Source organism: Streptomyces sp. CB01881, assembly GCF_002953255.1.
Taxonomy (GTDB): Bacteria; Actinomycetota; Actinomycetes; order Streptomycetales; family Streptomycetaceae; genus Kitasatospora.
On record NZ_CP026498.1, the window covers coordinates 8242192 to 8265534 of the forward strand.

The following is a 23343-nucleotide window of genomic DNA, read 5'->3' on the forward strand; positions in this document are numbered from 1 at the left end:
GCTGGCATCAGGAGCTCCGACCGAGTTAGGAAATGGGGTACCGCATGTACGCGATCGTTCGCGCAGGCGGCCGCCAGCACAAGGTCGCCGTCGGCGACGTGCTGGAGATTGACCGTATCGAGGCCAAGCCGGGTGACTCGGTGGAGCTCTCCACCATCCTGATCGTCGACGGTGACGCCGTCACCTCCGACCCGTGGGTGCTGGCCGGCGTGAAGGCTCACGCCGAGGTGGTCGACCAGACCAAGGGCGACAAGATCGTCATCCTGCGCTACAAGAACAAGACCGGCTACCGTCGTCGCCAGGGTCACCGTCAGCGTCACACCGCTGTGCGGATCACGAGCATCGACTCCGTCAGCAAGTAAGGGGATAGCGAGATGGCACACAAGAAGGGCGCAAGCTCTACCCGTAACGGCCGTGACTCGAACGCCCAGCGCCTCGGCGTCAAGCGCTTCGGCGGCCAGACCGTCAACGCCGGCGAGATCATCGTCCGCCAGCGTGGCACCCACTTCCACCCGGGCGCCAACGTCGGCCGTGGTGGCGACGACACCCTGTTCGCGCTGACCGCCGGTGCCGTGCAGTTCGGTACCCGTCGCGGCCGCAAGGTCGTCAACATCGTGGCCGTCGAGGCCTGAGTCCGACAAGACTCACAATGAAGGGTGGGCCGGAATGATCCGGTCCACCCTTCATGCTTTACAGCAGGTCAACACTTTCTTCGCACTGGAGGCACACCCATGACCACCTTCGTGGACCGCGTCGAGCTGTACGTCGCCGCGGGTAACGGGGGCCACGGCTGCGCCTCCGTGCACCGGGAGAAGTTCAAGCCGCTGGGAGGCCCCGACGGCGGCAACGGCGGGGAGGGCGGCAGCGTCATCCTGACCGTGGACGCCCAGATCACGACGTTGCTGGAGTACCACCACTCGCCCAAGCGCAAGGCGACCAACGGCAAGCCCGGCGCGGGCGGCAACCGGACCGGCGCCGAGGGTCAGGACCTCGTGCTGTCGGTGCCGGACGGCACCGTCGTGATGGACCGGCAGGGCAACGTCCTCGCCGACCTGGTCGGCCACGGCACCAGCTTCGTCGCCGCCGCCGGCGGCCGCGGCGGCCTGGGCAACGCGGCGCTGGCCTCGGCCCGCCGCAAGGCGCCCGGCTTCGCGCTGCTCGGCGAACCCGGCGAATCCCGTGACATCGTCATGGAGCTCAAGTCCGTCGCCGACGTGGCCCTGGTGGGCTACCCGAGCGCGGGCAAGTCCTCGCTGATCTCGGTGATCTCCGCCGCCAAGCCGAAGATCGCGGACTACCCGTTCACCACCCTGATCCCCAACCTCGGCGTGGTGACCGCCGGCGACACCGTCTACACCGTCGCCGACGTCCCCGGCCTGATCCCGGGCGCCAGCCAGGGCCGCGGCCTCGGCCTGGAGTTCCTGCGGCACGTCGAGCGCTGCTCGGTACTGGTCCACGTGCTGGACTGCGCCACCCTGGAGCCCGGCCGCGACCCGCTGACCGACCTGGAGACCATCGAGGCCGAGCTGGCCCAGTACGGCGGCCTGGAAGACCGGCCGCGCCTGGTGGCGCTCAACAAGATCGACGTGCCGGACGGCCAGGACATCGCCGACCTCACCCGCGCCTCGCTGGAGGAGCGCGGCTACCGCGTCTTCGAGGTGTCCGCCGCCTCCCGCAAGGGCCTGCGCGAGCTGAACTTCGCGATGGCGCAGATCGTCGCCGAGGCCCGGGCCGCCAAGCCGCTGGAGGAGTCCACCCGGATCGTGCTGCGGCCGACGGCCGTGGACGACGAGGGCTTCACCATCACCGAGGAGGACGGCGCCTACCGCATCCGCGGCATCAAGCCGGAGCGCTGGGTCCGCCAGACCGACTTCTCCAACGACGAGGCCGTCGGCTACCTCGCCGACCGGCTGGCCCGCCTCGGCATCGAGGACAGGCTCTGGAAGGTCGGCGCCCACGAGGGCGACACCGTCATCATCGGCCCGGAGGAGAACGCCGTCGTCTTCGACTGGGAGCCGACCATGGCCGCCGGTGCGGAGATGCTCGGCCGCCGTGGTGAGGACCACCGCTTCGAGAACCCGCGCCCGGCGGTCGACCGCCGCCGCGAGAAGCAGAAGGGCCGGGACGCGGCCGAGTCCGAGTTCCTCGCCTTCGAGGCGCTCTCCAGCGGCCGCCAGGCGGCCATCGAGGGCGACGACGACGAGGACTGACCAGCCTGAACCGCAGCGTTGAACCGCAGCGCGGCCCCGCCACCGTCCCGGGTGGCGGGGCCGCGCTGTTCCACCTGACGGGTGAGACGTCACTCCGCCGAGGGGGAGACGGTCCCGGTCCCGCCCCCCGCCCGGCCCGTAAGGGGCCGCAGGCACGGGTGCGACGGGCGGGAGGCCGCCCCTGCGCCCTTCCGCCCCTCCGGGCTGACGTCCGGTCAGGGGCCGTTCCGTGCGGCCCGGTTGCCGGCCGCCCCGTGGCGACGCCGCGGCCGGGCCGGGTCCAGCCGGTGAAATGCCCTGCGGGCGGACTGCGCCGATCGCGTAGATTGCGGATGACGGCAGGGCCCGGCTCCGCCGTTGTCCGCAACACACCGGAAGGGCGTACAGCGAGATGAGCGAGGACTCACTGCGGGAGGAGGTGCTGACCGCCCGGCGGATCGTCGTCAAGGTCGGCTCCTCCTCACTCACCACGGCGGCCGGCGGCCTGGACGCCGACCGGGTCGACGCCCTGGTCGACGCGCTCGCCAAGATCCGCAGCCGCCCGGACTCCCCGGAGGTGGTCCTGGTCTCCTCCGGCGCCATCGCGGCCGGCCTCGCCCCGCTCGGCCTCGACCGGCGGCCCAAGGACCTCGCCCGCCAGCAGGCCGCCGCCAGCGTCGGCCAGGGCCTGCTGGTCGCCCGCTACACCGCCTCCTTCGCCCGGTACGGCATCCGGGTCGGCCAGGTGCTGCTGACCGCCGAGGACGCCAGCCGCCGCGCCCACTACCGCAACGCCTACCGGACGCTCGACCAGTTGCTCGCGATGGGCGCCATGCCGATCGTCAACGAGAACGACACCGTCGCCACCGCCGAAATCAAGTTCGGGGACAACGACCGGCTGGCCGCACTGGTCGCCCACCTCGTCCGGGCCGACCTCCTGGTGCTGCTCTCCGACGTGGACGGCCTCTACGACGGAGACCCGAGCCGCCCCGGCACCAGCCGGATCGCCGAGGTGGCCGGCCCGCACGACCTCGACGGCATCGAGATCGGCAGCGCGGGCAAGGCCGGCGTCGGCACCGGCGGCATGGTCACCAAGGTCGAGGCGGCCCGGATCGCCACCGGCGCGGGCATCCCCGTGGTGCTCACCGCCGCCAGCCAGGCCGCCGACGCGCTGGCCGGCCGGCCCACCGGCACCCTGTTCCTGCGCACCGGCAGCCGCTCCTCCGACCGGCTGCTCTGGCTGGCCCACGCCAGCAGCCCGCGGGGCTCCCTGCACCTGGACGACGGGGCGGTGGAGGCGGTCGTCTCCGGGGGCGCCTCACTGCTGCCGGCCGGGGTCACCAAGGTCGACGGCGAGTTCGCCGCGGGCGATCCGGTCGACCTTCTTGCCGAAAACGGCCACATCGTGGCGCGCGGACTGGTCAACTTTGATGCGAGGGAGTTGCCCCGCCTGCTCGGCCGGTCCACCCGCGACCTGGCCCAGGAGTTCGGCGCCGCGTACGAGCGGGAGGTCGTCCACCGCGACGACCTGGTCGTCCTGCGCGGCTGACCCTGCCGCGGGCGGCACGGGCGGCACCGCACGGGGTGAACGCCCGGCCGCGGGCGAGGAGGGCTCAGCCGTACACGCCGGGCCGGGGCCGGCGGGCACGACGACACGACATCGCCGAACAGGAGGCCGCCGGTGGAACGCAGGCGCGAGGCAGCGCTGACCGGAGGAACGGCGGGCCGGCGGCTGACCAGCATCGACGGCGGACGCGGGAGCGAGGACGGCGCCGGACCCGCCGGTGTGCCGCCCCAGGGGTCCGGCCCGGTGCGCGGCGTCCGGCCGGACCAACGGGGCGAGGGCGACCCGCCCACCGTGCCCGAGCAGGCCCGGCTCTGGCACGTGGTGCTGAGCGTCTCCGGGCAGGTCACCCCGCTGTCCGAGCTGCGGGCCGGGCTGGAGCGGCTGGCACACGACCACTCGTTCTTCCTGACCGCCCGCTACGCCGCCGACCACGCGGAGATCCGCTACTGGGAGCAGGCCCGGGACCTCCACGACGCGGCGGCGATCGCGCTGCGGCTGTGGGGCGAGCACAAGGCGACGGCGAAGCTGCCGCCGTGGGAGATCGTCGGCCTGGAGGTGGTCGACCGGGCGACCTACCACAAGCGGGTCGCCGAGGGCTTCGGCGACCCGCCCCCGCACCTGGGCGGCGTCCACCCGTACTGAGCCCCCGCCACCGGGCCCGGCCCGGCGTCTCACCGGGCGAAATACCCGGCGGGCGGGGGTCGTGCAGTCGCTACCCTTGGCGCATGACCAGCGACCTCGCCACCGCCGACAGCCCCGTCCTCGCCGTAGCGCGCCGAGCCAGGGAGGCCGCCGCCGCGCTCGCCCCGCTGCCGCGCCGGGCGAAGGACGCCGCGCTGCTGGCGGTCGCGGACGCCCTGGTGGCCCGCAGCGCCGAGATCACCGCGGCCAACGCCGAGGACGTCGCGCGGGCCCGCACGGCCGGCACCGCCGAGTCGGTGATCGACCGGCTGACCCTCACCGACGAGCGGATCGCCGCGATCGCCTCGGACGTCCGCGACGTGGCCGGCCTGCCCGACCCGGTCGGCGAGGTGGTCCGCGGCTACACCCTGCCCAACGGCCTGGACGTCCGGCAGGTCCGGGTGCCGCTCGGCGTCGTCGGCATCATCTACGAGGCCCGGCCCAACGTCACCGTGGACGCCGCCGCGCTCTGCCTGAAGTCCGGCAACGCGGTGCTGCTGCGCGGCTCGGCCTCCGCGTACCGCTCCAACACCGCGCTGATCGCGGTGCTGCGCGACGCCGTGGCCTCGGCCGGCCTGCCCGCCGACGCCGTCCAGCTCGTCCCGGGCGAGAGCCGGGACTCCGTCCAGGAGCTGATGCGCGCCCGCGGCCTGGTGGACGTGCTGATCCCGCGCGGCGGCGCCTCGCTGATCCGGACCGTGGTCGAGGGCTCGACCGTGCCCGTGATCGAGACCGGTACCGGCAACTGCCACGTCTACGTGGACGCGCAGGCCGACCCGGCGATGGCCGTCGGCATCCTGCTGAACTCCAAGGCCCAGCGGGTCAGCGTCTGCAACTCCGCCGAGACCCTGCTCGTCCACCAGGACATCGCGGACACCTTCCTGCCGCTCGCGCTGGCCGCCCTGGCCGGCGCCGGGGTCACGGTGCACGGCGACGACGCGGTGCTCAAGGCCGCCGAGGGCTCGCCCGCCACCGTCGTGCCGGCCACCGAGGAGGACTGGGAGACCGAGTACCTCTCCTACGACCTGGCGGCCGCCGTGGTGCCCTCGCTGGACGCCGCCGTCGCGCACATCCGCCGCTGGTCCTCCGGCCACACCGAGGCCATCGTCACCACCTCGCAGGCCGCTGCCCGCCGCTTCACCCAGCTGGTCGACGCCACCACGGTCGCCGTCAACGCCTCGACCCGGTTCACCGACGGCGGTGAGTTCGGCTTCGGCGCCGAGATCGGCATCTCCACCCAGAAGCTGCACGCCCGCGGCCCGATGGGCCTGCCCGAGCTGACCAGCACCAAGTACATCGTCACTGGTGACGGGCACGTCCGGGGCGAGGCGACGCAGACCGTGGGCGGCGCGGCCGACGCTGGCTGAGCCCGGCCGCACGGCGGTCCGTCACACGTGTGACGGACCAACTGCGAGGAGCCACAGACAAAACGCCCGCCCGGTAATACGCTGAATCCGTGGCTGAGGATGTGGGGGGCTTGCCGTACCCCGACGGCGCCGACCACGGTGGTGCGGACGACGAGTTCGCCACCGTGGTCTTCGATGAGGCCTTCGTCCGTTCCGCCGCCGTGCACGAGCCGACGGCCAAGGAGCGGCAGCTCGCCGCCGCCGAGGCCCGGTTCGAGCCGGACGCGGCGGTGGCGGGCTGGGGCTATGACGTCCCGGTCGGTGACGGGCTCCCGCTGGAGCTGCGCCCGTACCCGAGCGGGCTCGACGACGACCGCCTCTACCCCGACCCGTGGTCGGGCCCCGGCCGGGCGGCCGGGCGCCGGACCCGCCGGTGGGGCCGGGCCGGCGGCTACGATCCGGTGCGGGCGTCCAGCGGGCGCTACGTCGCCCAGCAGCGCTGGCACCGGCCGGTGGCCTGGGTGCTAGCCGTGATCATGGGCGTGAGCCTGGTCGCGGTGGCGGTCGCGGCGGTCTACCAGGGCGTGGGCGGGGCCGGCGGCGGCACGCCCCGGCGGCCCGAGTCCGGCAGCAGCAGCGTCGGGGCCGATCCGGCCTCCTCGCCGGCCGAGCCGTCGCTCGTGGTCACGGCACCGGCGGGCTGATCCGCTGAGGGTGGTGCGCCCCGGGGTGGGCGGTGACGCGGTGCCCCCGGGAATGTACGCGGGCGCCCTCGTGGAGGGGTGCCGGTGCGTCTTACCCTGGTGTCATGGGTGACCCGCGAGAGCCTCCGGAGGGTGCGCCCGACGGTGGTTCCGGAAACGAGGACGAGTACCGGTCCGTCGTGTTCGACGAATCGTTCGTCCGGGCTGCCCGCATCCAGGAGCTGTCCGCCCGGGAGCGGCTGGCCGGGTCGTTCGGCCGGGCGACCCGGACGCGCGTGCGGCTCGGACCGCTGGGCACCGTGCCGCGGCAGGCGCTCGCGCTGCTGCTGCTGATCCTGCTGGCCTTCGCGGCCGCCGTGTACTTCGGCGTCAGCGCTCCGAACCGGCAGACCGCGCGCCCCGAGGGCAGTCAACTGACCGTCAGCCTGGTGGCGTTGAGCCCGGCTTCGGCGGTCCGGCCGGTCGCCGACCCGGCCAGTCCGTTCGCCGCGCTGCCGGCCGGCTACAGCGACGGCGCCATCGGTCTCGGGACGCCCGCGGGGGCGGCCACCGAGCACTTCAGCAGGGTCGAGGTGACCAAGGCGCTCGACACCGTGCAGCGCTACCTGGTGGCCTCCTCGCTCGCGCCGGCGGCCCTGGTCCAGGGGGCCACCGCCGATGTGCGGGCCTTCGTCACGCCCGGCGAGCAGGCCCAGTTCGACACGAGCGTGGCCCAGCCCGTCGACGACCGCCACCACGCGCTGACCGGCTGGGTGGTCCGCTTCGACCCGGCGCAGGTCGCGCTGGCGGCCGACAGCGTGAAGGTGGTGGGCGCGATGCGGATCGACGAGGCGGACAGCGGCACGCTGCAGATCACCACCGACCACACCTTCGTCTACGCGCTGAAGCCGGCCGGGGCGCCGAGCGGCGCACCGGTGACGCTGGAGACCGTGCGGCGGCAGCTGACCTTCCAGTTCGACCGGATCGACCTGGCCTCCGCCCAGCTGCGGCTGGTGGACTCGGTGCTCCAGGCCGGGCCGGTGCCGTGCACCGGCTCGCTGGCGGCCTTCGTCCAGCCTGTGCTGGCCGGGCCGGACGGCACCGCGGCGCCCGCGCCGACGGCGGTCGACCCGGGCAACCACGCCCGCCCGGCCTGGCAGGTCTGCGCGGTGCTGGCGGGCGGCTGAGCGGCCCGGTACCGGGAGCGGACGCGCCGACGGCCCCCGGCGGTGGCCGGGGGCCGTCGGGCGGGGAGGCGTCAGTTCTGGTCGCGGGAGCCGTGGCCGTCCTGCCCGTCGCGGGGCGCGGAGCCGTTGCCGCGTGCGGCACCGGCGAAGGTGTCGCGGAGCTTGCCGCCGACCGTGGCCGCGCCGCCGGCGACGTCGCGGATCAGGCCCATCAGCGGGTCCTTGCTCTCCTTCACCGAGCTGCTGTAGTGGTCGGCGGCGGCCTTCCACTGCTCGCCGACCGAGGCGTCGGGGTCGTCGGTGCGGCGCGGGTAGGCGCCGGCCAGGATCGAGCGGTACTCGTCGCTCTCCGCCCACTTCTTCAGCCGGGCGACCCGGACCACCGCGAACGGGTGGCTCTGCGGCAGCACCTGGAGCAGCTTGAGCACGCCGTCGCGCAGGTCGCCGGCCTTCTCGTACTCCTCGGCCTGCTCCAGGAAGGCGTCGACGTTCATCTCGGCCAGGTTGTGGCCGCCGGCCAGCTTCATCAGGGCCCGCATGGACGCCTGGAGGTCCTGCCCGGCGAGCAGGCCGGCCCGGTCGCTGGAGAGCTCGGCCTTGCGGAACCACTCCTTGAGCGCGGTGACGATCGCCATGATCGCCAGGTTGCCGAGCGGCACCCAGGCGATCCGGGCGGCGATGTTGGTGAGGATCAGCAGCATCGTCCGGTAGACGGCGTGGCCGGACATCGCGTGGCCGACCTCGTGGCCGATGACGGAGCGCAGCTCCTCCTCGTCGAGCAGCTCGACCAGGCCGCTGGTGACCACGATGATCGGGGTGTCGATGCCGATGCAGTACGCGTTGACCGTCGGGTCCTGGCTGACGTAGAGGTCCGGGACCTTCTCCAGGTCCAGCACGTAGGCGGCGTCGCGCACCATGTTGTACAGCTCGGGGAACTGCCGCTCGGAGGTCTTCACGGCGGTGGCCAGGAACATCAGCCGGATCGAGCGCTCGGAGACCAGGCCGGCGAGCTTCTTCAGCACGTCGTCGAATCCGGTCAGCTTCCGCAGCGCGACCAGGGCGGAACGGTCCGCCGGGTGCTCCCAGGCCCGGGTGGAGATCTCCGGGAAGCGCTGACGGCGCCGGCTGGGCGCCTTCTCGGTGGTGTCGGTCATGGGTGTGAGTACCTCCCTGGTCGACGGCGGCCCCGGCCGCTGGCCGGCCCCCGCTGGTCTTCGCCTGCAACGACTGTCTGTGCAACGTCCGCGGTTGCGTACTCGTCCCCGCGACCGCCCCGTCGGCCCGGCGCCCGTTCGGGGCGGGCCCCGGGCCGCACCCCCGGCCCGCCCCGGGAACGCGGTGCGGTGCGCGGCGCGGACGGGGCCGGAGGGGGCGGTGGGCGGCGCGGGTGTGAGGCCGGTTTACCCTGAATGACCTGGAGAGCCGAGACCACACCTGGCCGCGGTACCGAGCAGTCCGAGGAGCCCGCAGATGTCCACCGACGCCCTTGTCAGCCTGGCCGGCCCGATCTCCACGGAGAACGGCCCCGGGCTCTTCCTGCGGATCATCGTGGTGGCCTCGTTCGTCGGCGTCGGCCTGCTGGCCTGGATCCTGCTGCGGGCCGGCCGCAACAACTGAGCCCCCTCGGGCAGTTCACCGGGCACCTCCTTCCGGCCCTCCGGGCACCGGGCGACCGGGCCCCGCAGCACCGGGGCCCGGCTCACACCGGATCAGACGCGGTGGGCCGCCGAGCGGTTGCCTTGTAGGCCCCCGTACGATGACGGGTGGGCCCTCACCGGCCCGTACCACCCCCTGGTCCGTCATCCGAGCCGAGAAGGTCCGCCGACCATGAGCACTGCCGCCGCACTTCCCGTCCTGAACCTGCTCGCCTCCGAGGGCGAGGGGGGCAACCACGAAAGCCTGAACCCGTACCTGACGGGTGGCGCCGCGCTGTTCATCCTCCTGGTGATGCTCTACGTGACCACCCGCTTCAACCGGGACCGCTGAGCCGCTTTCCGGGACGGCCGAGCCCGTTCCGGGCCGCCCGGGGGAGCGTCCGGCAGGTGCGCCGGCCGCTCCCTCACGCATCTCCCGGCCTGTCCCGGGGCCCGCACCCGGGCGTTCCCGCACCGTAACGGGCGTCGCGTAAGGTATCGCGGCATGGGAGAGCAGGCCGGGAATCCCGGCGGACCGGCACCGGTGAAGAGGCGCCTCGGCGTGATGGGCGGCACCTTCGACCCGATCCACCACGGGCACCTGGTCGCCGCCAGTGAGGTGGCGAGCGCGTTCCACCTGGACGAGGTGGTCTTCGTTCCCACCGGGCAGCCGTGGCAGAAGACCGACCGGCACGTCACGCCGGCCGAGGACCGCTACCTGATGACGGTCATCGCGACCGCGGAGAACCCGCAGTTCTCGGTCAGCCGGATCGACATCGACCGCGAGGGCCCGACGTACACCGTCGACACCCTGCGCGACCTGCGCGCGATGCACCCGGACGCCGACCTCTTCTTCATCACCGGCGCCGACGCGCTCGCCCAGATCCTCTCCTGGCGGGACTCCGAGGAGCTTTTCTCGCTCGCCCACTTCATCGGCTGCACCCGGCCGGGGCACACTCTTTCGGACGCCGGGCTTCCGGTGGGCGGGGTCTCCCTGGTGGAGGTCCCGGCGCTGGCCATCTCCTCCACGGACTGCCGCAACCGGGTCGCCAAGGGCGAGCCGGTCTGGTACCTCGTCCCGGACGGCGTGGTCCGCTACATCGACAAGCGGGCGCTCTACGCGCCGCACCGGACCTGATCCCCGGAGGGGCCGACCGATGAGCGATCGCAGGGGACCGCAGGACGACTGGTCCACCGGGCAGTACCCGCAGCACCGGCAGCAGCAGTACGACCAGTACGGGCAGCCGGTGCAGGGCGGCGGGTACGAGCAGCCGTACGACCAGCCGTACGAGCAGTACGACCAGTACGGGCAGCCGGTGCAGCAGCCGTACGGGCAGGACGGCTACGCCGGCTACCCGGGCCAGCAGGGCCAGCAGGGGCAGGACCAGTACCAGCAGGCCTACCAGCCGTACGAGCAGCCCCGGCAGGGCGGCGGGTACGAGCAGCCGTACGAGCAGTACGACCAGTACGGGCAGCCGGTCCAGCAGCCGTACGGGCAGGACGGCTACGCCGGCTACCCCGGCCAGCAGGGCCAGGACCAGTACCAGCAGGCCTACCAGCCGTACGAGCAGCCCCAGCAGTACGCGGCGGCGCCGGTCGTCACCGGGCCGGACGCCGCGCCCGCCGGGGCGGCCCCCGCTGCCGCCCCGGCTCCGCCGCGCCCGCGCACGCCCCGGCCGGCCGCCGCGGCCGCCGACGCGCCCGCCCGGCCCGAGCCGCCGTCCGAACAGGTCGGCGGGAGCCGCGCGGCCAGGACCGGCGGCGCCGGCAAGACCCCCAAGGACGACTACGCCACCGGCGAGTTCACCTTCGTCGACGAGGAGGCGGAGGAGTCCGAGGACGTCATCGACTGGCTGAAGTTCGCCGAGTCCCGCAGCGAGGTGCGCGCCGAGCGCCGTCGCAAGCTGCGCACCCGGCTGATCGGCGCCGGCGTGGTGCTGGCGCTCGCGGCGGCCGGTGCCGGCGGCTACCTCTGGTTCACCGGCGAGGACAAGCAGAGCGCGGCGAGCGCGGCCGGCCCGCGCCAGGTCAACGTGGTGCACCTGCGCGACCTCACGGGCAAGGTCTCCAGCGCGCTGCTGGTCAACGACTCCGCCGGGCACAAGGGCACCGTGCTGCTGCTGCCGGACACCCTGCGGCTGCCCGGCCCCGGCGACCCGCCGGTCACCACCGTCGGCCAGGCCATGGACAGCCTTGGCCCGTCCGCCACCCGCGACGGCCTCGCCACCGTGCTCGGCGCCCCGGTGGCCGGCACCTGGCGGCTGGACACCCCCTACCTGGAACTGCTGGTCGCCCAGCTCGGCGGCGTCCGGGTCGACACCAACGCCGAGACCCACGAGGGCGGCAAGGCCGACGGCAAGCTGCTCGCCGCCGCCGGGAAGAACACCCTGCTCAGCGGAAAGGCGGCGGTCGCCTACGCCACCCTCCAGGCGCCCGGCGAGAACCGGGACGCCCAGCTGGCCCGGTTCGGCCAGGTGATGGACGCGGTGGTGCGCACCATGCCGACCGAGTTCAAGGACGCCAAGGACGACGTGCACCGGATGAACGCGGTGCTCGACCCGTCGCTGCCGGAGGACGCCCTGGCCGGGGTGCTGGTCCAGCTCGCCCAGCAGGCCAAGGACGGCCACCTCGGCACCAGCGCGCTGACCGTCAAGGCGGACGGCTCCCTGGACGAGGCCACCGCCGGCAAGCAGGTCAAGGACGTCCTCGGCAGCACGGTGAAGTCCGCCACCACCGGCGACGCCCCGGCCCGGGTCTCCATCCAGGACGCCACCGGCAACGACCAGGCGGCCGCCGCCGCACAGGTCCAGGTCGTCAACGCGGGCCTCACCTTCATCCCCGGCGGGGCGAAGAGCACGCCGCAGGCGGCCAGTGAGATCCGCTACACCGACGACGCCCGGCAGGCCGCGGCGAAGTCCCTGGCGATCAGCCTCAACCTGCCGGAGACCGCGGCCAAGAAGGTCACCGACGCGCAGAACGCCGACCTGGTGGTGGTCCTCGGCAAGGACTACCAGCCGCCGAAGGCCCAGTAGCGCGGCCCCGCCCGGCACGGGCGGGCCGGGCGGGCCGGGAAAACGGTTCCGGGGCCGCCCGGGCGGCGTGAGATCCTGGAAGGCGATGCCCGGCCGCGTGCCGGGCATCGCCCCCAAGCAGCCGAGCCGGAAGAACACCGTGACCGCCACCGAGCACAGCCAGAACCTGATCACCGTCGCCGCCCAGGCCGCGGCCGACAAGCTGGCGCACAACATCATCGCGTTCGACGTCAGCGAGGTGCTGTCGATCACCGACGCCTTCCTGATCGCCTCCGCGAACAACGACCGCCAGGTCAAGTCGATCGCCGAGGAGATCGAGGACCAGCTGCGCGAGCAGCTGGACATCAAGCCGGTGCGCCGCGAGGGCGAGCGCGACGGCCGTTGGATCCTGCTCGACTACCTGGACATCGTGGTGCACGTCCAGCACGCCGAGGAGCGCTCCTTCTACTCCCTGGACCGCCTCTGGAAGGACTGCCCCGAGCTCCCGCTCCCGGCCGACGCGCTCGCCTCGCGCAACCGCCCCGACGCGCACACCGACGAGGCCGGCAACGCCGTCTCGCCGGCCGAGGCCGCCCCGGCGGACGACTTCGGCGCCGAGGACTACAGCTGAGCCGGGACGCGCGGGGTCCGCGCATCGTCTTCTGGCGGCACGGCCAGACCTCCTGGAACCTCGAATCGCGCTTCCAGGGCACCACGGACATCGAGCTGACCGGCCAGGGCGTCCTGCAGGCCCAGCGGGCGGCCCGGCTGCTCTCCGGCCTGCGCCCCGACCTGCTGATCTCCTCCGACCTCCAGCGCGCCCGGCGCACCGCCGACGAGCTGGCCACGGTCACCGGCCTGGACGTGCAGCACCACGAGGGGCTGCGCGAGACCTACGCCGGCTCCTGGCAGGGGCTCACCAACGCCGAGATCCGCGAACGCTTCCCCGAGGAGTACGCGGCCTGGGCGCAGGGTGAGCCGGTCCGCCGCGGCGGCGGCGAGCTCTCCACCGAGGTGGCCGACCGCTCGGTGCCGGTGGTGCTCGACGCGGTCGGGAAGCTGCCGGAGAACGGCACCCTGGTGGTGGTCAGCCACGGCGGGACCATCCGCACCATGCTCGGGCGGCTGCTCGGCCTGGAGCCCGAGCTCTGGGAGTGCTTCGGCGGCCTGTCGAACTGCTGCTGGTCCGTGCTGGGCCGGGGCACGCGCGGCTGGCGCCTGCTGGAGCACAACGCGGGCACCCTGCCGCAGCCGGTCATCGGCGACGACACCTGAGGGACGCCGGAGGGGTCCTGCGAGGGCGGATTTCGCAGTTCCGGGCCTGACCAGTTAGAGTCTTCCTCGTTCGCACGGAGGAAACGCAGACCGGAAAACGGGAAGCGGGAAATCCGGTGAGTGCGGGGCTGTAGCTCAGTTGGTAGAGCGCTTGCATGGCATGCAAGAGGTCCGGGGTTCAATTCCCCGTAGCTCCACTCCGCACCTGCGGTCCGCGAGGGCCGTGCGTGTCGCGGGGCTGTAGCTCAGTTGGTAGAGCGCTTGCATGGCATGCAAGAGGTCCGGGGTTCAATTCCCCGCAGCTCCACAGACAGCAGGAAGGCCGCCACCCACCGGGTGGCGGCCTTCGGCGTTCCCGGGGCGCCGCCTCCGGGGGTATGTCCCGGCGGGCACCTCTTCCGGGACGTCCGTGGACGCGCCCGCCGCCGCCGTCCCGGGCACCCGTCGCCGGACTCACTCGTAGCCGGACTGGTGGCAGGGGCGCAGCCAGCCGCCGGGCGGCAGCGCGGAGAGCTGCACGATCCGCTCACGGTCCTGCGCCCCCTCCGGGACGTAGACCACCACGTACGTCTCCGGCACCCCGGGCATCGTCAGGTACGAGGCGTTGAGCCGCACCGCCCCGACCTTCGGGTGGTTGAACACCCGCAGCCACGTCTCCGGCGGCGCCACCTCCTGGCGCTCCCACAGCTCCCGGAACAGCGCGCTGCGCGCCGACAGCTTCTGGACGTGCTCCTCCCAGGCCGGCTCGCCGACGTGCTTGCCGTAGGCGGAGCGCAGCACCGCGACCATCCGGGGCAGCGCCTCCTCCCGGTTCAGGAAGGGGTTGCAGCACGGAGGCGCGAGCAGCGTGCACCAGATGCTGTTGAACCGGCCGGTGTCCGTGCGGACCCGGTTGGTGCCGAACAGCGACTCGTACGGCCGGTTGTACAGCAGCACGTCGAACCGGGTGTTGGAGACCGCCGCCGGCAGCGGCGCCAGCGCGTCGAGGATGACCTGGGTCGACGGGTCCAGCACCAGGGGCTCGGGCCCCGACGGCAGCGTGGCGGCGGACACCCCGGCCAGCCGGAACAGGTGCTTCCGCTCGGTGCCGTCCAGCCGCAGCGCCCGGGCCACCGCCAGCACCACCTGCTCGCTGGCGTTGATCGGCCGCCCCTGCTCCAGCCACGTGTACCAGGTGACCCCCACCCCGGCGAGCTGTGCCACCTCCTCGCGGCGCAGCCCCGGCGTCCGGCGGCGCAGGCCGGGCGGCAGGCCGACGTCCTCGGGCGTGATCCGGGCCCGGCAGGCCTTCAGGTACCGGGCCAGCTCCGTCCGGCGGCGGTCCTGGCGGCGGGGCCCGGCGGGGGTGACGGTGTGGTCGTCCACGATGGTCATACCCGCCATCGTGCCGCAGACCGCGCGGCCCAGACAGGTGCTGCCAGTACCAGGATCAGCAGGCTCTAACCACCAGTACCGGCCCGGCCGCACGCTGGATCCATGACGGACCTTCAGATCCGGCCCGGAGTGGCCGGCAGCACCACCCCCGGCCCGGCCGCCCGGCCCGGGCTGCTCCTCGCACTCGTCCTCTGCGGCCAGTTCATGGCCGTCCTGGACGTCTCCATCGTCAACGTCGCGGTCCCGACCATCCGCACCGACCTGCACGCCTCCGGCGCCGCACTCCAGCTGGTCATCGCCGGCTACACCATCGCGTACGCGGTGCTGCTCATCACGGGCGCCCGGCTCGGCGCCCGCCACGGCTACGGCCGGCTGTTCCAGCTCGGCCTGGCCGTCTTCACGGCCGCCTCGCTCGCCTGCGGCCTCGCCCCGGCCACCGGCTGGCTGATCGCCTTCCGGCTGCTCCAGGGCGCCGGCTCGGCCCTGATGGTGCCCCAGGTGATGAGCCTGCTCCAGCAGACCTTCACCGGCGCCGCCCGCACCCGGGTGCTCGGCCTCTACTCGGCGGTGCTGGCGGGGGGCATGGCCATCGGCCAGGTGGTCGGCGGGGTGCTGGTCAGCGCCGACCTGTTCGGCACGGGCTGGCGCCCGGTGTTCCTGGTCAACGTGCCGATCGGGCTCGCCCTGCTGGTGGCCGGCGCCCGGCTGCTGCCGAAGCTGCCCGGCGACCGCGACCGCGGCTTCGACATCCCCGGCCTGGTGGTGCTCGGTGCGGCCCTCGGGCTGCTGGTGGTGCCCCTGGTGCTCGGCCACGAGCTGGGCTGGCCGGCCTGGGGCTGGGCGATGCTCGCCGGCAGCGCCGTCCTGTTCGCCGTGTTCGCCGTGGTCGAGCGCGGGATCGCCCGGCGCGGCGGCCAGCCGCTGATCTCCGGCCGGGTGCTGCGGGCACCCGGGCTGCGGCCGGCGGCGGGCGGCCTGTTCATGATCATGGCGGCCTTCGCGGGCTTCCTGTTCTCCTTCGCCCTCCACCAGCAGGCCGGGCTCGGCCACAGCGCGCTGCGGGCCGGGCTCTGCTCGGCGCCGGTCGCGGTCGGCTTCGGGGTCTCCAGCCTGCACTGGCAGCGGCTGCCCGCCCGGCTGCACGGCGTCCTGCCGGTGCTCGCCACCGTCCTGCTCGCCCCCGGCTACCTGTTGCTCGGCGTGCTGCTGGGCGGCGGTGCGGAGATCGGCCCGGTGGCGCTGGTGCTGATGACCGTGCTCGGGCTGGTCGCGGGCTGCGGGTACGCGCCGCTGTTCGCCCGGGCGCTGGGGGGTGTCGCCCCGGCGGACGCGGCGGACGCCAGCGGCGTGATGGTGACGGTCATCCAGCTCGGCCAGGTGGTCGGGGTGGCGGTGCTCGGCTCGGTCTTCCTCGGCGGGGTCGACCTGCCGGCGCCGGCCCGCGACTCCGGGCACGCGCTGCTGGTGACCACCGCCGTCATCGCGGGCGCCGTCGCGCTCGCCGTGGTCTTCGCCGCCCGCACCCGGCGGTCCGCGGGGTAGGGCCTGCGACAACGGATTAGTGGAGCACCCCTTCGACCGTGTAAAGTAGTCGATGTCGCCGAGGGAAACCGAAGGAAACAGAGGAAAACCTCCGGTGACAACGCAGGTCAAGGGGCTGTAGCTCAGTTGGTAGAGCGCTTGCATGGCATGCAAGAGGTCCGGGGTTCAATTCCCCGTAGCTCCACAGGAATCGAAGGCCGCCTCCCGTTTCGGGGGGCGGCCTTCGGCGTTCTCCGGGCGTTCTTGTGGGGGCGGCCTTCGGCGTTCTCCGGGCGTTCTTGTGGGGGTGGCCTTCGGTGTTCCCCGGGCGTTGGCCGGCGTGGGCAGGCGGTGCGGGGGAGGCCGGTTTTCGTGAACGGTTCGGCGGCCGGCCCCGGGGGACCGCTACCGTCGTGCCATGGCCGATCTGGAGCGCAGGCGCAACGAGGAGTTGGCCCGGATACTGCACCAGCTGGGCTGGAACCCGGAGCGGCTCGCCCGCGAGGTGAACCTCGCCCTGCCGCCCGGCCTGGCGATCAGCTCCACCGCCCCGTACAAGTGGCGCGACCGCGGGATGGTGCCGCGCAGCCCGCACGACCAGGCCGTCTGCGAGGTGCTCGGCCGCGCCCTCGGCATCGCCGTCACCTACGAGCAGCTCTGGGGCCGGATGGGCGGCAACCGCGGCGCCAAGATCCTCTCGCCGAACCTGCTCACCGACCCGTGGACCGCCGACACCGCGCAGACCGCGCTGCGCGAGGCGGCCGCCGACGCCGGGCCGGTCCGCCTCACCGACCTCTTCCGCGGCGCCGACCTCGACCAGGCCGCCCGGCGGCTGGCCGTCCCGCCGCCACCGGTCGGCGGCGGCGAGGGCGCGCTGCGGATCGACCCCGGCCTGGTGGGCGACCTCCGACACTCCCACCGGAGCAAGCAGCGGCTGGAGCGGGCCTACGGCGGCGGACTGGTGCTCGGCCCGGCCCGGGCCGAGCTGGCCCTCGTCGCCAAGCTCCTGGAGCTCGGCGGGTACGACGAGCAGCTCGGCCGCGCACTGTACGGGACGGCCGCCCGGTTCGCCCGGCTGGCGGGCTGGGCCGCGTACGACCTCGGGCACGAGGCGGCCGCCCAGCGGGCGTTCGTCGCCGCACTGCGGGCCGCGCACCTCAGCGGGGAGCTGCGGCTGGGGGTGGGCGTGGTCGGCTGCCTGGTGGTGCTGGCCACCCAGAGCACGGGGGGACGGGGGCTGGACGCGCGCGGGCTGGACGCCGTCGGTGCGCTCTCCGGGGCGCTGGAGGCGGCCGGGGATGCGCTGCGCCCGGCCGACCGGGCGGTGCAGCTCGGGCGGATCGCCCGGGCGCACGGGCGGCGGGGCGAGCCCGAGGAGACGCGGAGGGCGGCCGAGCGGGCGTTCGCGGAGCTGGACGGGCCGGCGGGGGGTGCCGGCGGAGGCGTCGGCGGGGGTGCTGCCGGGGGTGTTCGCGGGCCCGTCGGCGGCGGCGCCGGGGCCGTCTTCGCGGCGGCGGGCGAGTCCGGCTCCGCGGCGGCCGGAGGGGCCGGGGAGCTGCGGGCGGACCTCGCGGGCATGGTGGGGGAGGGGTACCTCTTCCTCGGCGACCACCGCCGCGCCCAGTCCCTGCTCGCCGGGGCGGTGGGCGGCCTCGGCCCCGGCCGGGCCCGGGCCAGGGCGCTGCTGATGGTCAGGCTGGCCGACTCCCAGCGGCGCACCGGCCGCCACCAGGAGGCCGCCGCCACCGCCGACCGGGCCCGCGCGCTGGCCGCCGGCATGCAGTCCGAGCGGGTCGCCCGAGCGCTGCGCGACTTCGACGCGGCCTCCCGGGCGGGATTGCCGGGAGAGGCCTGAACCCCTTGCGGTACCCTGAGCCCATGCGAACCGTGCGCCTGCTCCTTAGCCGGCCGCGCTGACCAGGACCGGCCCCGCTCACGGGCGGCTGCCGGAGTCGGCGTGGCGTCCCCTCCTGCGAGGGGCTTTTTTGTTTTCCACCGCCTTTTCCGAAACCGCCTCACCGCCTTGGCCGTCCGCGGCCGGTCACCCCGTCCGGTCACCCGTCCGGTCACCGGCACGGTTCGCCCACTGACATCGATGGAGCCTGAAGGACCATGAGCGAGACGACCCCTGCTTCCGGCGCGGCCGAGGCCGCAACCGAGCCGTTCCGGTACAGCGCCACCCTGGCGGCGGAGATCGAGTCCCGCTGGCAGGACATCTGGGAGAAGGAAGGGACGTTCCACGCCCCCAACCCGGCCGGCGACCTGGCCGACCCGGCCGCCGGTGACGTCGCCGCGAAGCCGCACAGCTTCATCATGGACATGTTCCCGTACCCCTCGGGCGCGGGCCTGCACGTCGGCCACCCGCTGGGCTACATCGCCACCGACGTCTACGCCCGCTACCAGCGGATGACCGGCCACAACGTGCTGCACACGCTGGGCTACGACGCCTTCGGCCTGCCCGCCGAGCAGTACGCGGTGCAGACCGGCACCCACCCGCGGGTCTCCACCGAGGCCAACATCGCCAACATGCGCCAGCAGCTGCGCCGGCTGGGCCTGGGCCACGACCCGCGCCGCTCGATCTCCACGATCGACCCGGAGTACTACCGCTGGACGCAGTGGATCTTCCTGCAGATCTTCAACTCCTGGTACGACGAGGAGGCCGGCAAGGCCCGCCCGATCGCCGAGCTGATCGCGCAGTTCGAGGCCGGCACCCGTGAGGTCCCGGGCGGCGGCACCTGGGCGGAACTGTCCGCCGCCGGCCGCGACGAGCTGCTGGGCGAGTACCGGCTGGCGTACTCCAAGGAGGTGCCGGTCAACTGGTGCCCCGGCCTGGGCACCGTGCTGGCCAACGAGGAGGTCACCGCGGACGGCCGCTCCGAGCGCGGCAACTTCCCGGTGTTCAAGTCCAACCTGCGCCAGTGGATGATGCGCATCACCGCGTACTCGGACCGCCTGATCTCCGACCTGGACCTGCTGGACTGGCCCGAGGCCATCAAGCTGCAGCAGCGCAACTGGATCGGCCGCTCCGAAGGCGCCCGGGTCGACTTCGCGGCCCCGGGCGACCAGAAGATCACCGTCTTCACCACCCGGCCCGACACCCTGTTCGGCGCCACCTACATGGTCCTGGCGCCCGAGCACGGCCTGGTCGACTCGATCGTCCCCGCCGCCTGGCCGGAGGGCGTTCCCGCCGAGTGGACCGGCGGCGCCGCCACCCCCGCCGAGGCCGTCGCCGCCTACCGCGCCGAGGCCGCCGCCAAGTCGGACGTCGAGCGCCAGGTCGAGGCCAAGGTCAAGACCGGCGTCTTCACCGGTGCCTACGCGGTGAACCCGGTCAGCGGCCGGCCCGTCCCGGTGTTCATCGCCGACTACGTGCTGATGGGCTACGGCACCGGCGCCATCATGGCCGTCCCCGCCCACGACCACCGCGACTTCGCGTTCGCCCGGGCCTTCGCCCTGCCGATGCGCTGCGTCGTCGAGCCCACGGACGGGCGCGGCGAGGACCCGTCGGCCTGGGACGACGCCTTCGACACCTACGACTCCGTCATCGTCAACTCCGAGCGCTCCGAAGGCGACCTGTCGCTGAACGGGCTGAGCGTCGTCGACGCCAAGGCCCACGTGACCGGGTGGCTGGCCGAGCGCGGCATCGGTGAGGGCACCGTCAACTACCGCCTGCGCGACTGGCTGTTCAGCCGCCAGCGGTACTGGGGCGAGCCCTTCCCGATCGTCTACGACGAGGACGGCGTCATGCACGCGCTGCCCGAGTCGATGCTGCCGGTCGAGGTCCCCGAGGTCGACGACTACTCGCCGCACACCTACGACCCGTTCGACTCCACCTCCTCGCCGAAGACCCCGCTCTCGCGGAACGAGGACTGGGTCAACGTCGAGCTGGACCTGGGCGACGGCCCGAAGACCTACCGCCGCGAGACCAACACCATGCCCAACTGGGCCGGTTCGTGCTGGTACGAGCTGCGCTACGTCGACCCGTCCAACGGCTCGCGCGTCGTCGACCCCGCCAACGAGCGGTACTGGCTGGGCCCGACCGAGCAGAAGCCGGCCGGCGGTGTCGACCTGTACGTCGGCGGCGCCGAGCACGCGGTGCTGCACCTGCTGTACGCCCGCTTCTGGCACAAGGTGCTGCACGACCTGGGCCACGTCTCCTCGGTCGAGCCGTTCCACAAGCTGTTCAACCAGGGCATGATCACCGCCGACGTCTACCGCGACGAGCGCGGCTTCCCGGTGCCCGCCGCCGAGGTCGAGGAGCGCGACGGCAAGTACTTCTGGCAGGGCGAGCCCGTCAAGCGCGAGGCCGGCAAGATGGGCAAGTCCCTGAAGAACGCCGTCGCCCCCGACGAGATCGCCGACGAGTACGGCGCCGACACGCTGCGCCTGTACGAGATGTCGATGGGCCCGCTGGACGTCTCCCGCCCCTGGGACACCCGCGCGGTCGTCGGCTCGTACCGGTTCCTGCAGCGGCTGTGGCGCAACGTCGTCTCGGAGGCCACCGGCGAGCTGGTCGTCACCGACGAGGAGCCGGACGAGGCGACGCTGCGCGCGCTGCACAAGGCGATCGACGGCATCCGCGGCGATATGGCCGGGCTGCGCTTCAACACGGCCGTGGCCAAGGCGATCGAGCTGAACAACTTCCTGGTGAAGCGCGGCTCCACCCCGCGGTCGGTGGCCGACCAGCTGGTGCTGATGGTCGCCCCGCTGGCCCCGCACATCGCCGAGGAGCTGTGGCGCCGGCTGGGCCACGGCGAGTCGCTGGCGCACACCGACTACCCGGTCGCCGACCCGGCGTACGTGGTGGACGAGTCGGTGACCTGCGTCGTGCAGATCAAGGGCAAGGTCAAGGCCCGGCTGGAGGTCGCGCCGTCGATCTCCGACGCCGAGCTGGAGGCGCTGGCGATGGCCGACCCGGCCGTCGTGGCGGCGATCGGGGACGCGCCGGTGCGCAAGGTCATCGCGCGGGCGCCGAAGCTGGTGAACATCGTCACGGGCTGATGGTTGACGGCTGACCGTCGACGGCTGACGGCTGATGTCCGTCGGCTGTCGGTGGACGGCGGTGGGCTGTCGGTGTGCGGGCGGGCGTCCTTCGGGGCGCCCGCCCGTTCGTTTTGTCCGGGTGCTTCCGGGTGCTTCCGGGTGCTTGGACCGCCGGGCTCCCCGGACCGGTGATTGGGCCCCGGGGCCTGGGGCGCTTGGTGGAGCTCGGCGGGGCGGTCAGGTGCTCCGGAGTCCGTCGAGCAGGCGGGAGACGTGCGCGGGCGCCTCGGCCGGGTCGAGCGGGGCGTGGCCGACCAGCAGGCGGTACCAGAACAGACCGAAGAGCTGGTCGGTGGCGGCCTCCAGGTCGGAGGTCGCGGGCAGTTCGCCGCGGTCGGCCCCACGGGCGAGGATCCGCAGCACCACGGCGCGCCGGCTCTGCACCCAGGCGCGGAACGGTTCCTCGAACGCCGGGTCCAGCTGGGCCTCGGCCATCAGCCCGCGCAGCGCGCGCACCCGGAGCGGGTGCCGGGCTACCGAGTGGAGCGCGGCGACGAAGACGACGAGGTCCTCGGCGGTGCTGCCGGTGTCCGGCTCGGGCATGCGCTGCGCGACCGTCTCGCGGTAGGAGTCGAGGACGAGCAGGGCCTTCGAGCTCCACCAGCGGTAGATGGTGCTCTTGGCGACCTCGGCCCGTGTGGCCACCCGCTCCATGGTGACGGCCTGGTAGCCGCTCTCCTCCAGGATCGCGGCGGTGGCGGCAAGGACGGCCCGGTGGGCCTCCTCGCTGCGGATCCGCCCACCGGTGCGGCGGGCTTTCTGCTCTGGCATGACAGCACGGTAGCAGCGGTGCTAGCTTTAATCGAAACGCGACGGATCGTTTTGATTAAGGGGAGAATCATGAGCGCAGTCGTGGTGTCGCACGGCCTGGGGGCCCGCGAGGACAGTGTCTGGTTCCCGTATCTGGCAAGGGAGTTGGCGGCATCCGGCGATGTCGTCACGGTGCCCTCGCTGCCCGGTCCGCAGACGCCGGACCTGACCGCTTGGCGGAGCGCCTTCGGCGAGGCCGCCCGCGCCGCCGGGCCGGCCGGGGACACCGTGCTGGTCGGCCACAGCGTCGGCGGGGCCAATGTGCTCCGCTTCCTGGAGCAGTACGACGCCGAGGCGCACGGCCGCTTCGCCGGCGTACTGCTGGTCGCCACGCCGGCCCGGGACGTCGGGTACGACGTGCTGAAGGAGTTCTTCGCCGAGCCGTTCGACTGGGCGCGGATCCGGGCCACGGCGGACGGCTTCCGCGTCCTGCAGGCCCTGGACGACCCGGTCAACCAGCCGGACCCGGCCGCGCACGCGCGCGACCTGGTGGCCGGGCTGGGCGCCACGGCGGTGCTGACGGCGGCGGGCGCGCACTTCGGGGCCGCGCCGGACGACCACGTGGAGGTGCCGGAGGCCGTGCGCCTGGTGCGGGAGCTGCTGGCGGCGCGGGCGTAGGGAACGCGGACGAAGGGAATGCGGGCGTAGGGAGAGCGCGGACGTAGGGAGGGGCGGCGGGCTCTGCCGGGGCCCGTCCCCCCGGACCGGGGGCGCGGGCCGGTTCGTCCGGCCGGCGCCTCCTGCCGGCGCCTCCTGCCGGCGCCTCCTGCCGGCGCCTCCTGCCGGCGCCTCCTGTCGGCGGCGCGGGCCGGGTGGCTCCCCCGGCGGGTGCTCCCCGGACTGGTTGCTCCCCGGGCAGGGAGGGGCCTTTCGGGCCGGGCTGACTTGGGCCGGGGTGTTCGCCTGGCGGGGCTTCGGGGCCGGGTGGGACTGGCTTCGGGGCCGGGTGGGACTCCTGGGGTTGAGCGGGACTCCCGGGGGCCGGCTCTGGGGGAGATCCCCGATCTGTCCCTGATCTCCGC

Annotated in this window: 21 protein-coding genes and 3 tRNA genes; 21 read left to right on the plus strand and 3 right to left on the minus strand. The window is 73.7% G+C overall.

Annotated features, from left to right (window positions below):
* The first annotated feature begins 44 nt into the window (after nt 1-44).
* The 8 genes from rplU (at nt 45) to C2142_RS25970 (ending at nt 7653) form a co-directional block, all read left to right on the plus strand.
* The gene (rplU, locus tag C2142_RS25935; RefSeq protein ID WP_148645172.1) at nt 45-362 is read left to right on the plus strand and encodes a 50S ribosomal protein L21; all 318 of its coding nucleotides are present in this window, start codon (nt 45-47) and stop codon (nt 360-362) included.
* A 12-nt stretch (nt 363-374) separates the two neighbouring features.
* Complete coding sequence (rpmA, locus tag C2142_RS25940) at nt 375-632, plus strand: 50S ribosomal protein L27 (RefSeq protein WP_148645173.1); 258 nt, start codon at nt 375-377, stop codon at nt 630-632.
* A gap of 99 nt (nt 633-731) precedes the next feature.
* Nucleotides 732-2210 carry a GTPase ObgE gene (gene obgE / locus C2142_RS25945; RefSeq protein WP_148645174.1) on the plus strand — a complete coding sequence of 493 codons (1479 nt, stop codon included), beginning with the start codon at nt 732-734 and terminating at the stop codon, nt 2208-2210.
* Nucleotides 2211-2601: 391 nt separating this feature from the next.
* Nucleotides 2602-3738: a glutamate 5-kinase gene (gene proB / locus C2142_RS25950; RefSeq protein ID WP_174315741.1), complete on the plus strand. Its 1137-nt coding sequence runs from the start codon at nt 2602-2604 to the stop codon at nt 3736-3738.
* 132 nt (nt 3739-3870) lie between these two features.
* Complete coding sequence (locus C2142_RS25955) at nt 3871-4398, plus strand: hypothetical protein (protein WP_148645175.1); 528 nt, start codon at nt 3871-3873, stop codon at nt 4396-4398.
* Between the two features lie 83 nt (nt 4399-4481).
* On the plus strand, nt 4482-5804 hold the full coding sequence (locus C2142_RS25960; protein WP_148645176.1) for a glutamate-5-semialdehyde dehydrogenase: 1323 nt from the start codon (nt 4482-4484) through the stop codon (nt 5802-5804).
* 89 nt (nt 5805-5893) lie between these two features.
* Entirely contained in the window at nt 5894-6487 is a 594-nt protein-coding gene (locus C2142_RS25965; RefSeq protein WP_148645177.1) for a hypothetical protein, read from the plus strand.
* 104 nt (nt 6488-6591) lie between these two features.
* Nucleotides 6592-7653: a hypothetical protein gene (locus C2142_RS25970; protein WP_148645178.1), complete on the plus strand. Its 1062-nt coding sequence runs from the start codon at nt 6592-6594 to the stop codon at nt 7651-7653.
* Between the two features lie 71 nt (nt 7654-7724).
* Here C2142_RS25970 and C2142_RS25975 read toward each other — a convergent pair whose 3' ends face one another.
* The gene (locus C2142_RS25975; RefSeq protein ID WP_148645179.1) at nt 7725-8807 is read right to left on the minus strand and encodes a M48 family metallopeptidase; all 1083 of its coding nucleotides are present in this window, start codon (nt 8805-8807) and stop codon (nt 7725-7727) included.
* A 316-nt stretch (nt 8808-9123) separates the two neighbouring features.
* On the opposite strand from C2142_RS25975, the gene C2142_RS25980 reads away from it, so the two are divergent.
* The 8 genes from C2142_RS25980 (at nt 9124) to C2142_RS26015 (ending at nt 13880) form a co-directional block, all read left to right on the plus strand.
* Nucleotides 9124-9270: a hypothetical protein gene (locus tag C2142_RS25980; RefSeq protein WP_174315742.1), complete on the plus strand. Its 147-nt coding sequence runs from the start codon at nt 9124-9126 to the stop codon at nt 9268-9270.
* A 210-nt stretch (nt 9271-9480) separates the two neighbouring features.
* A complete protein-coding gene (locus tag C2142_RS25985; RefSeq protein WP_174315743.1) occupies nt 9481-9639 on the plus strand; it encodes a hypothetical protein in 159 nt (52 codons plus the stop codon).
* Nucleotides 9640-9792: 153 nt separating this feature from the next.
* Nucleotides 9793-10425 carry a nicotinate-nucleotide adenylyltransferase gene (gene nadD, locus C2142_RS25990; RefSeq protein ID WP_148645180.1) on the plus strand — a complete coding sequence of 211 codons (633 nt, stop codon included), beginning with the start codon at nt 9793-9795 and terminating at the stop codon, nt 10423-10425.
* A gap of 19 nt (nt 10426-10444) precedes the next feature.
* Nucleotides 10445-12319 (plus strand): LytR C-terminal domain-containing protein, encoded by a 1875-nt coding sequence (locus C2142_RS25995; protein ID WP_148645181.1) that lies wholly within the window; start codon nt 10445-10447, stop codon nt 12317-12319.
* Between the two features lie 139 nt (nt 12320-12458).
* Nucleotides 12459-12929, plus strand: coding sequence for a ribosome silencing factor (gene rsfS / locus C2142_RS26000; protein WP_148645920.1), 471 nt, complete (start codon nt 12459-12461; stop codon nt 12927-12929).
* A complete protein-coding gene (locus C2142_RS26005; RefSeq protein ID WP_148645921.1) occupies nt 12926-13573 on the plus strand; it encodes a histidine phosphatase family protein in 648 nt (215 codons plus the stop codon). The genes rsfS and C2142_RS26005 overlap by 4 nt, the downstream gene beginning before the upstream one ends.
* 124 nt (nt 13574-13697) lie before the next feature.
* A tRNA-Ala gene (locus C2142_RS26010) sits at nt 13698-13770 on the plus strand.
* Nucleotides 13771-13807: 37 nt separating this feature from the next.
* Nucleotides 13808-13880 (plus strand) — tRNA-Ala (locus C2142_RS26015).
* Between the two features lie 146 nt (nt 13881-14026).
* Here the strand turns inward: C2142_RS26015 and C2142_RS26020 are convergent.
* Nucleotides 14027-14947 carry a helix-turn-helix transcriptional regulator gene (locus C2142_RS26020; RefSeq protein WP_148645182.1) on the minus strand — a complete coding sequence of 307 codons (921 nt, stop codon included), beginning with the start codon at nt 14945-14947 and terminating at the stop codon, nt 14027-14029.
* 102 nt (nt 14948-15049) lie between these two features.
* Between C2142_RS26020 and C2142_RS26025 the strand changes: the two genes are divergently transcribed.
* The 4 genes from C2142_RS26025 (at nt 15050) to leuS (ending at nt 21469) form a co-directional block, all read left to right on the plus strand.
* A complete protein-coding gene (locus C2142_RS26025; protein ID WP_148645183.1) occupies nt 15050-16489 on the plus strand; it encodes an MFS transporter in 1440 nt (479 codons plus the stop codon).
* A 111-nt stretch (nt 16490-16600) separates the two neighbouring features.
* Nucleotides 16601-16673: transfer RNA gene (locus C2142_RS26030), tRNA-Ala, on the plus strand.
* 213 nt (nt 16674-16886) lie between these two features.
* The gene (locus tag C2142_RS26035) at nt 16887-18323 is read left to right on the plus strand and encodes a hypothetical protein (protein ID WP_148645184.1); all 1437 of its coding nucleotides are present in this window, start codon (nt 16887-16889) and stop codon (nt 18321-18323) included.
* A gap of 257 nt (nt 18324-18580) precedes the next feature.
* Entirely contained in the window at nt 18581-21469 is a 2889-nt protein-coding gene (leuS, locus tag C2142_RS26040) for a leucine--tRNA ligase (protein ID WP_148645185.1), read from the plus strand.
* A 219-nt stretch (nt 21470-21688) separates the two neighbouring features.
* On the opposite strand, the gene C2142_RS26045 is transcribed toward leuS, so the two are convergent.
* Nucleotides 21689-22282: a TetR/AcrR family transcriptional regulator gene (locus C2142_RS26045; RefSeq protein ID WP_148645186.1), complete on the minus strand. Its 594-nt coding sequence runs from the start codon at nt 22280-22282 to the stop codon at nt 21689-21691.
* A 69-nt stretch (nt 22283-22351) separates the two neighbouring features.
* Here C2142_RS26045 and C2142_RS26050 point away from each other — a divergent pair, with 69 nt between their 5' ends.
* Nucleotides 22352-22939, plus strand: a complete 588-nt coding sequence (locus tag C2142_RS26050) for an alpha/beta fold hydrolase (RefSeq protein WP_148645187.1) — start codon at nt 22352-22354, stop codon at nt 22937-22939.
* Nucleotides 22940-23343: the final 404 nt, after the last annotated feature.

Excerpts from the sequence above, each read along its gene's own strand:
- C2142_RS25970 (WP_148645178.1), top strand. The coding sequence starts at position 6,592 with ATGGGTGACCCGCGAGAGCCTCCGGAGGGTGCGCCCGACGGTGGTTCC.
- leuS (WP_148645185.1), top strand. The coding sequence starts at position 18,581 with ATGAGCGAGACGACCCCTGCTTCCGGCGCGGCCGAGGCCGCAACCGAG.
- C2142_RS26025 (WP_148645183.1), top strand. The coding sequence starts at position 15,050 with ATGACGGACCTTCAGATCCGGCCCGGAGTGGCCGGCAGCACCACCCCC.
- C2142_RS25985 (WP_174315743.1), top strand. The coding sequence starts at position 9,481 with ATGAGCACTGCCGCCGCACTTCCCGTCCTGAACCTGCTCGCCTCCGAG.
- nadD (WP_148645180.1), top strand. The coding sequence starts at position 9,793 with ATGGGAGAGCAGGCCGGGAATCCCGGCGGACCGGCACCGGTGAAGAGG.
- C2142_RS26045 (WP_148645186.1), bottom strand. The coding sequence starts at position 22,282 with ATGCCAGAGCAGAAAGCCCGCCGCACCGGTGGGCGGATCCGCAGCGAG.
- obgE (WP_148645174.1), top strand. The coding sequence starts at position 732 with ATGACCACCTTCGTGGACCGCGTCGAGCTGTACGTCGCCGCGGGTAAC.
- C2142_RS26050 (WP_148645187.1), top strand. The coding sequence starts at position 22,352 with ATGAGCGCAGTCGTGGTGTCGCACGGCCTGGGGGCCCGCGAGGACAGT.
- C2142_RS26035 (WP_148645184.1), top strand. The coding sequence starts at position 16,887 with ATGGCCGATCTGGAGCGCAGGCGCAACGAGGAGTTGGCCCGGATACTG.
- C2142_RS25980 (WP_174315742.1), top strand. The coding sequence starts at position 9,124 with ATGTCCACCGACGCCCTTGTCAGCCTGGCCGGCCCGATCTCCACGGAG.
- C2142_RS25960 (WP_148645176.1), top strand. The coding sequence starts at position 4,482 with ATGACCAGCGACCTCGCCACCGCCGACAGCCCCGTCCTCGCCGTAGCG.
- rpmA (WP_148645173.1), top strand. The coding sequence starts at position 375 with ATGGCACACAAGAAGGGCGCAAGCTCTACCCGTAACGGCCGTGACTCG.
- C2142_RS25995 (WP_148645181.1), top strand. The coding sequence starts at position 10,445 with ATGAGCGATCGCAGGGGACCGCAGGACGACTGGTCCACCGGGCAGTAC.
- C2142_RS25975 (WP_148645179.1), bottom strand. The coding sequence starts at position 8,807 with ATGACCGACACCACCGAGAAGGCGCCCAGCCGGCGCCGTCAGCGCTTC.
- rplU (WP_148645172.1), top strand. The coding sequence starts at position 45 with ATGTACGCGATCGTTCGCGCAGGCGGCCGCCAGCACAAGGTCGCCGTC.
- proB (WP_174315741.1), top strand. The coding sequence starts at position 2,602 with ATGAGCGAGGACTCACTGCGGGAGGAGGTGCTGACCGCCCGGCGGATC.
- C2142_RS26020 (WP_148645182.1), bottom strand. The coding sequence starts at position 14,947 with ATGACCATCGTGGACGACCACACCGTCACCCCCGCCGGGCCCCGCCGC.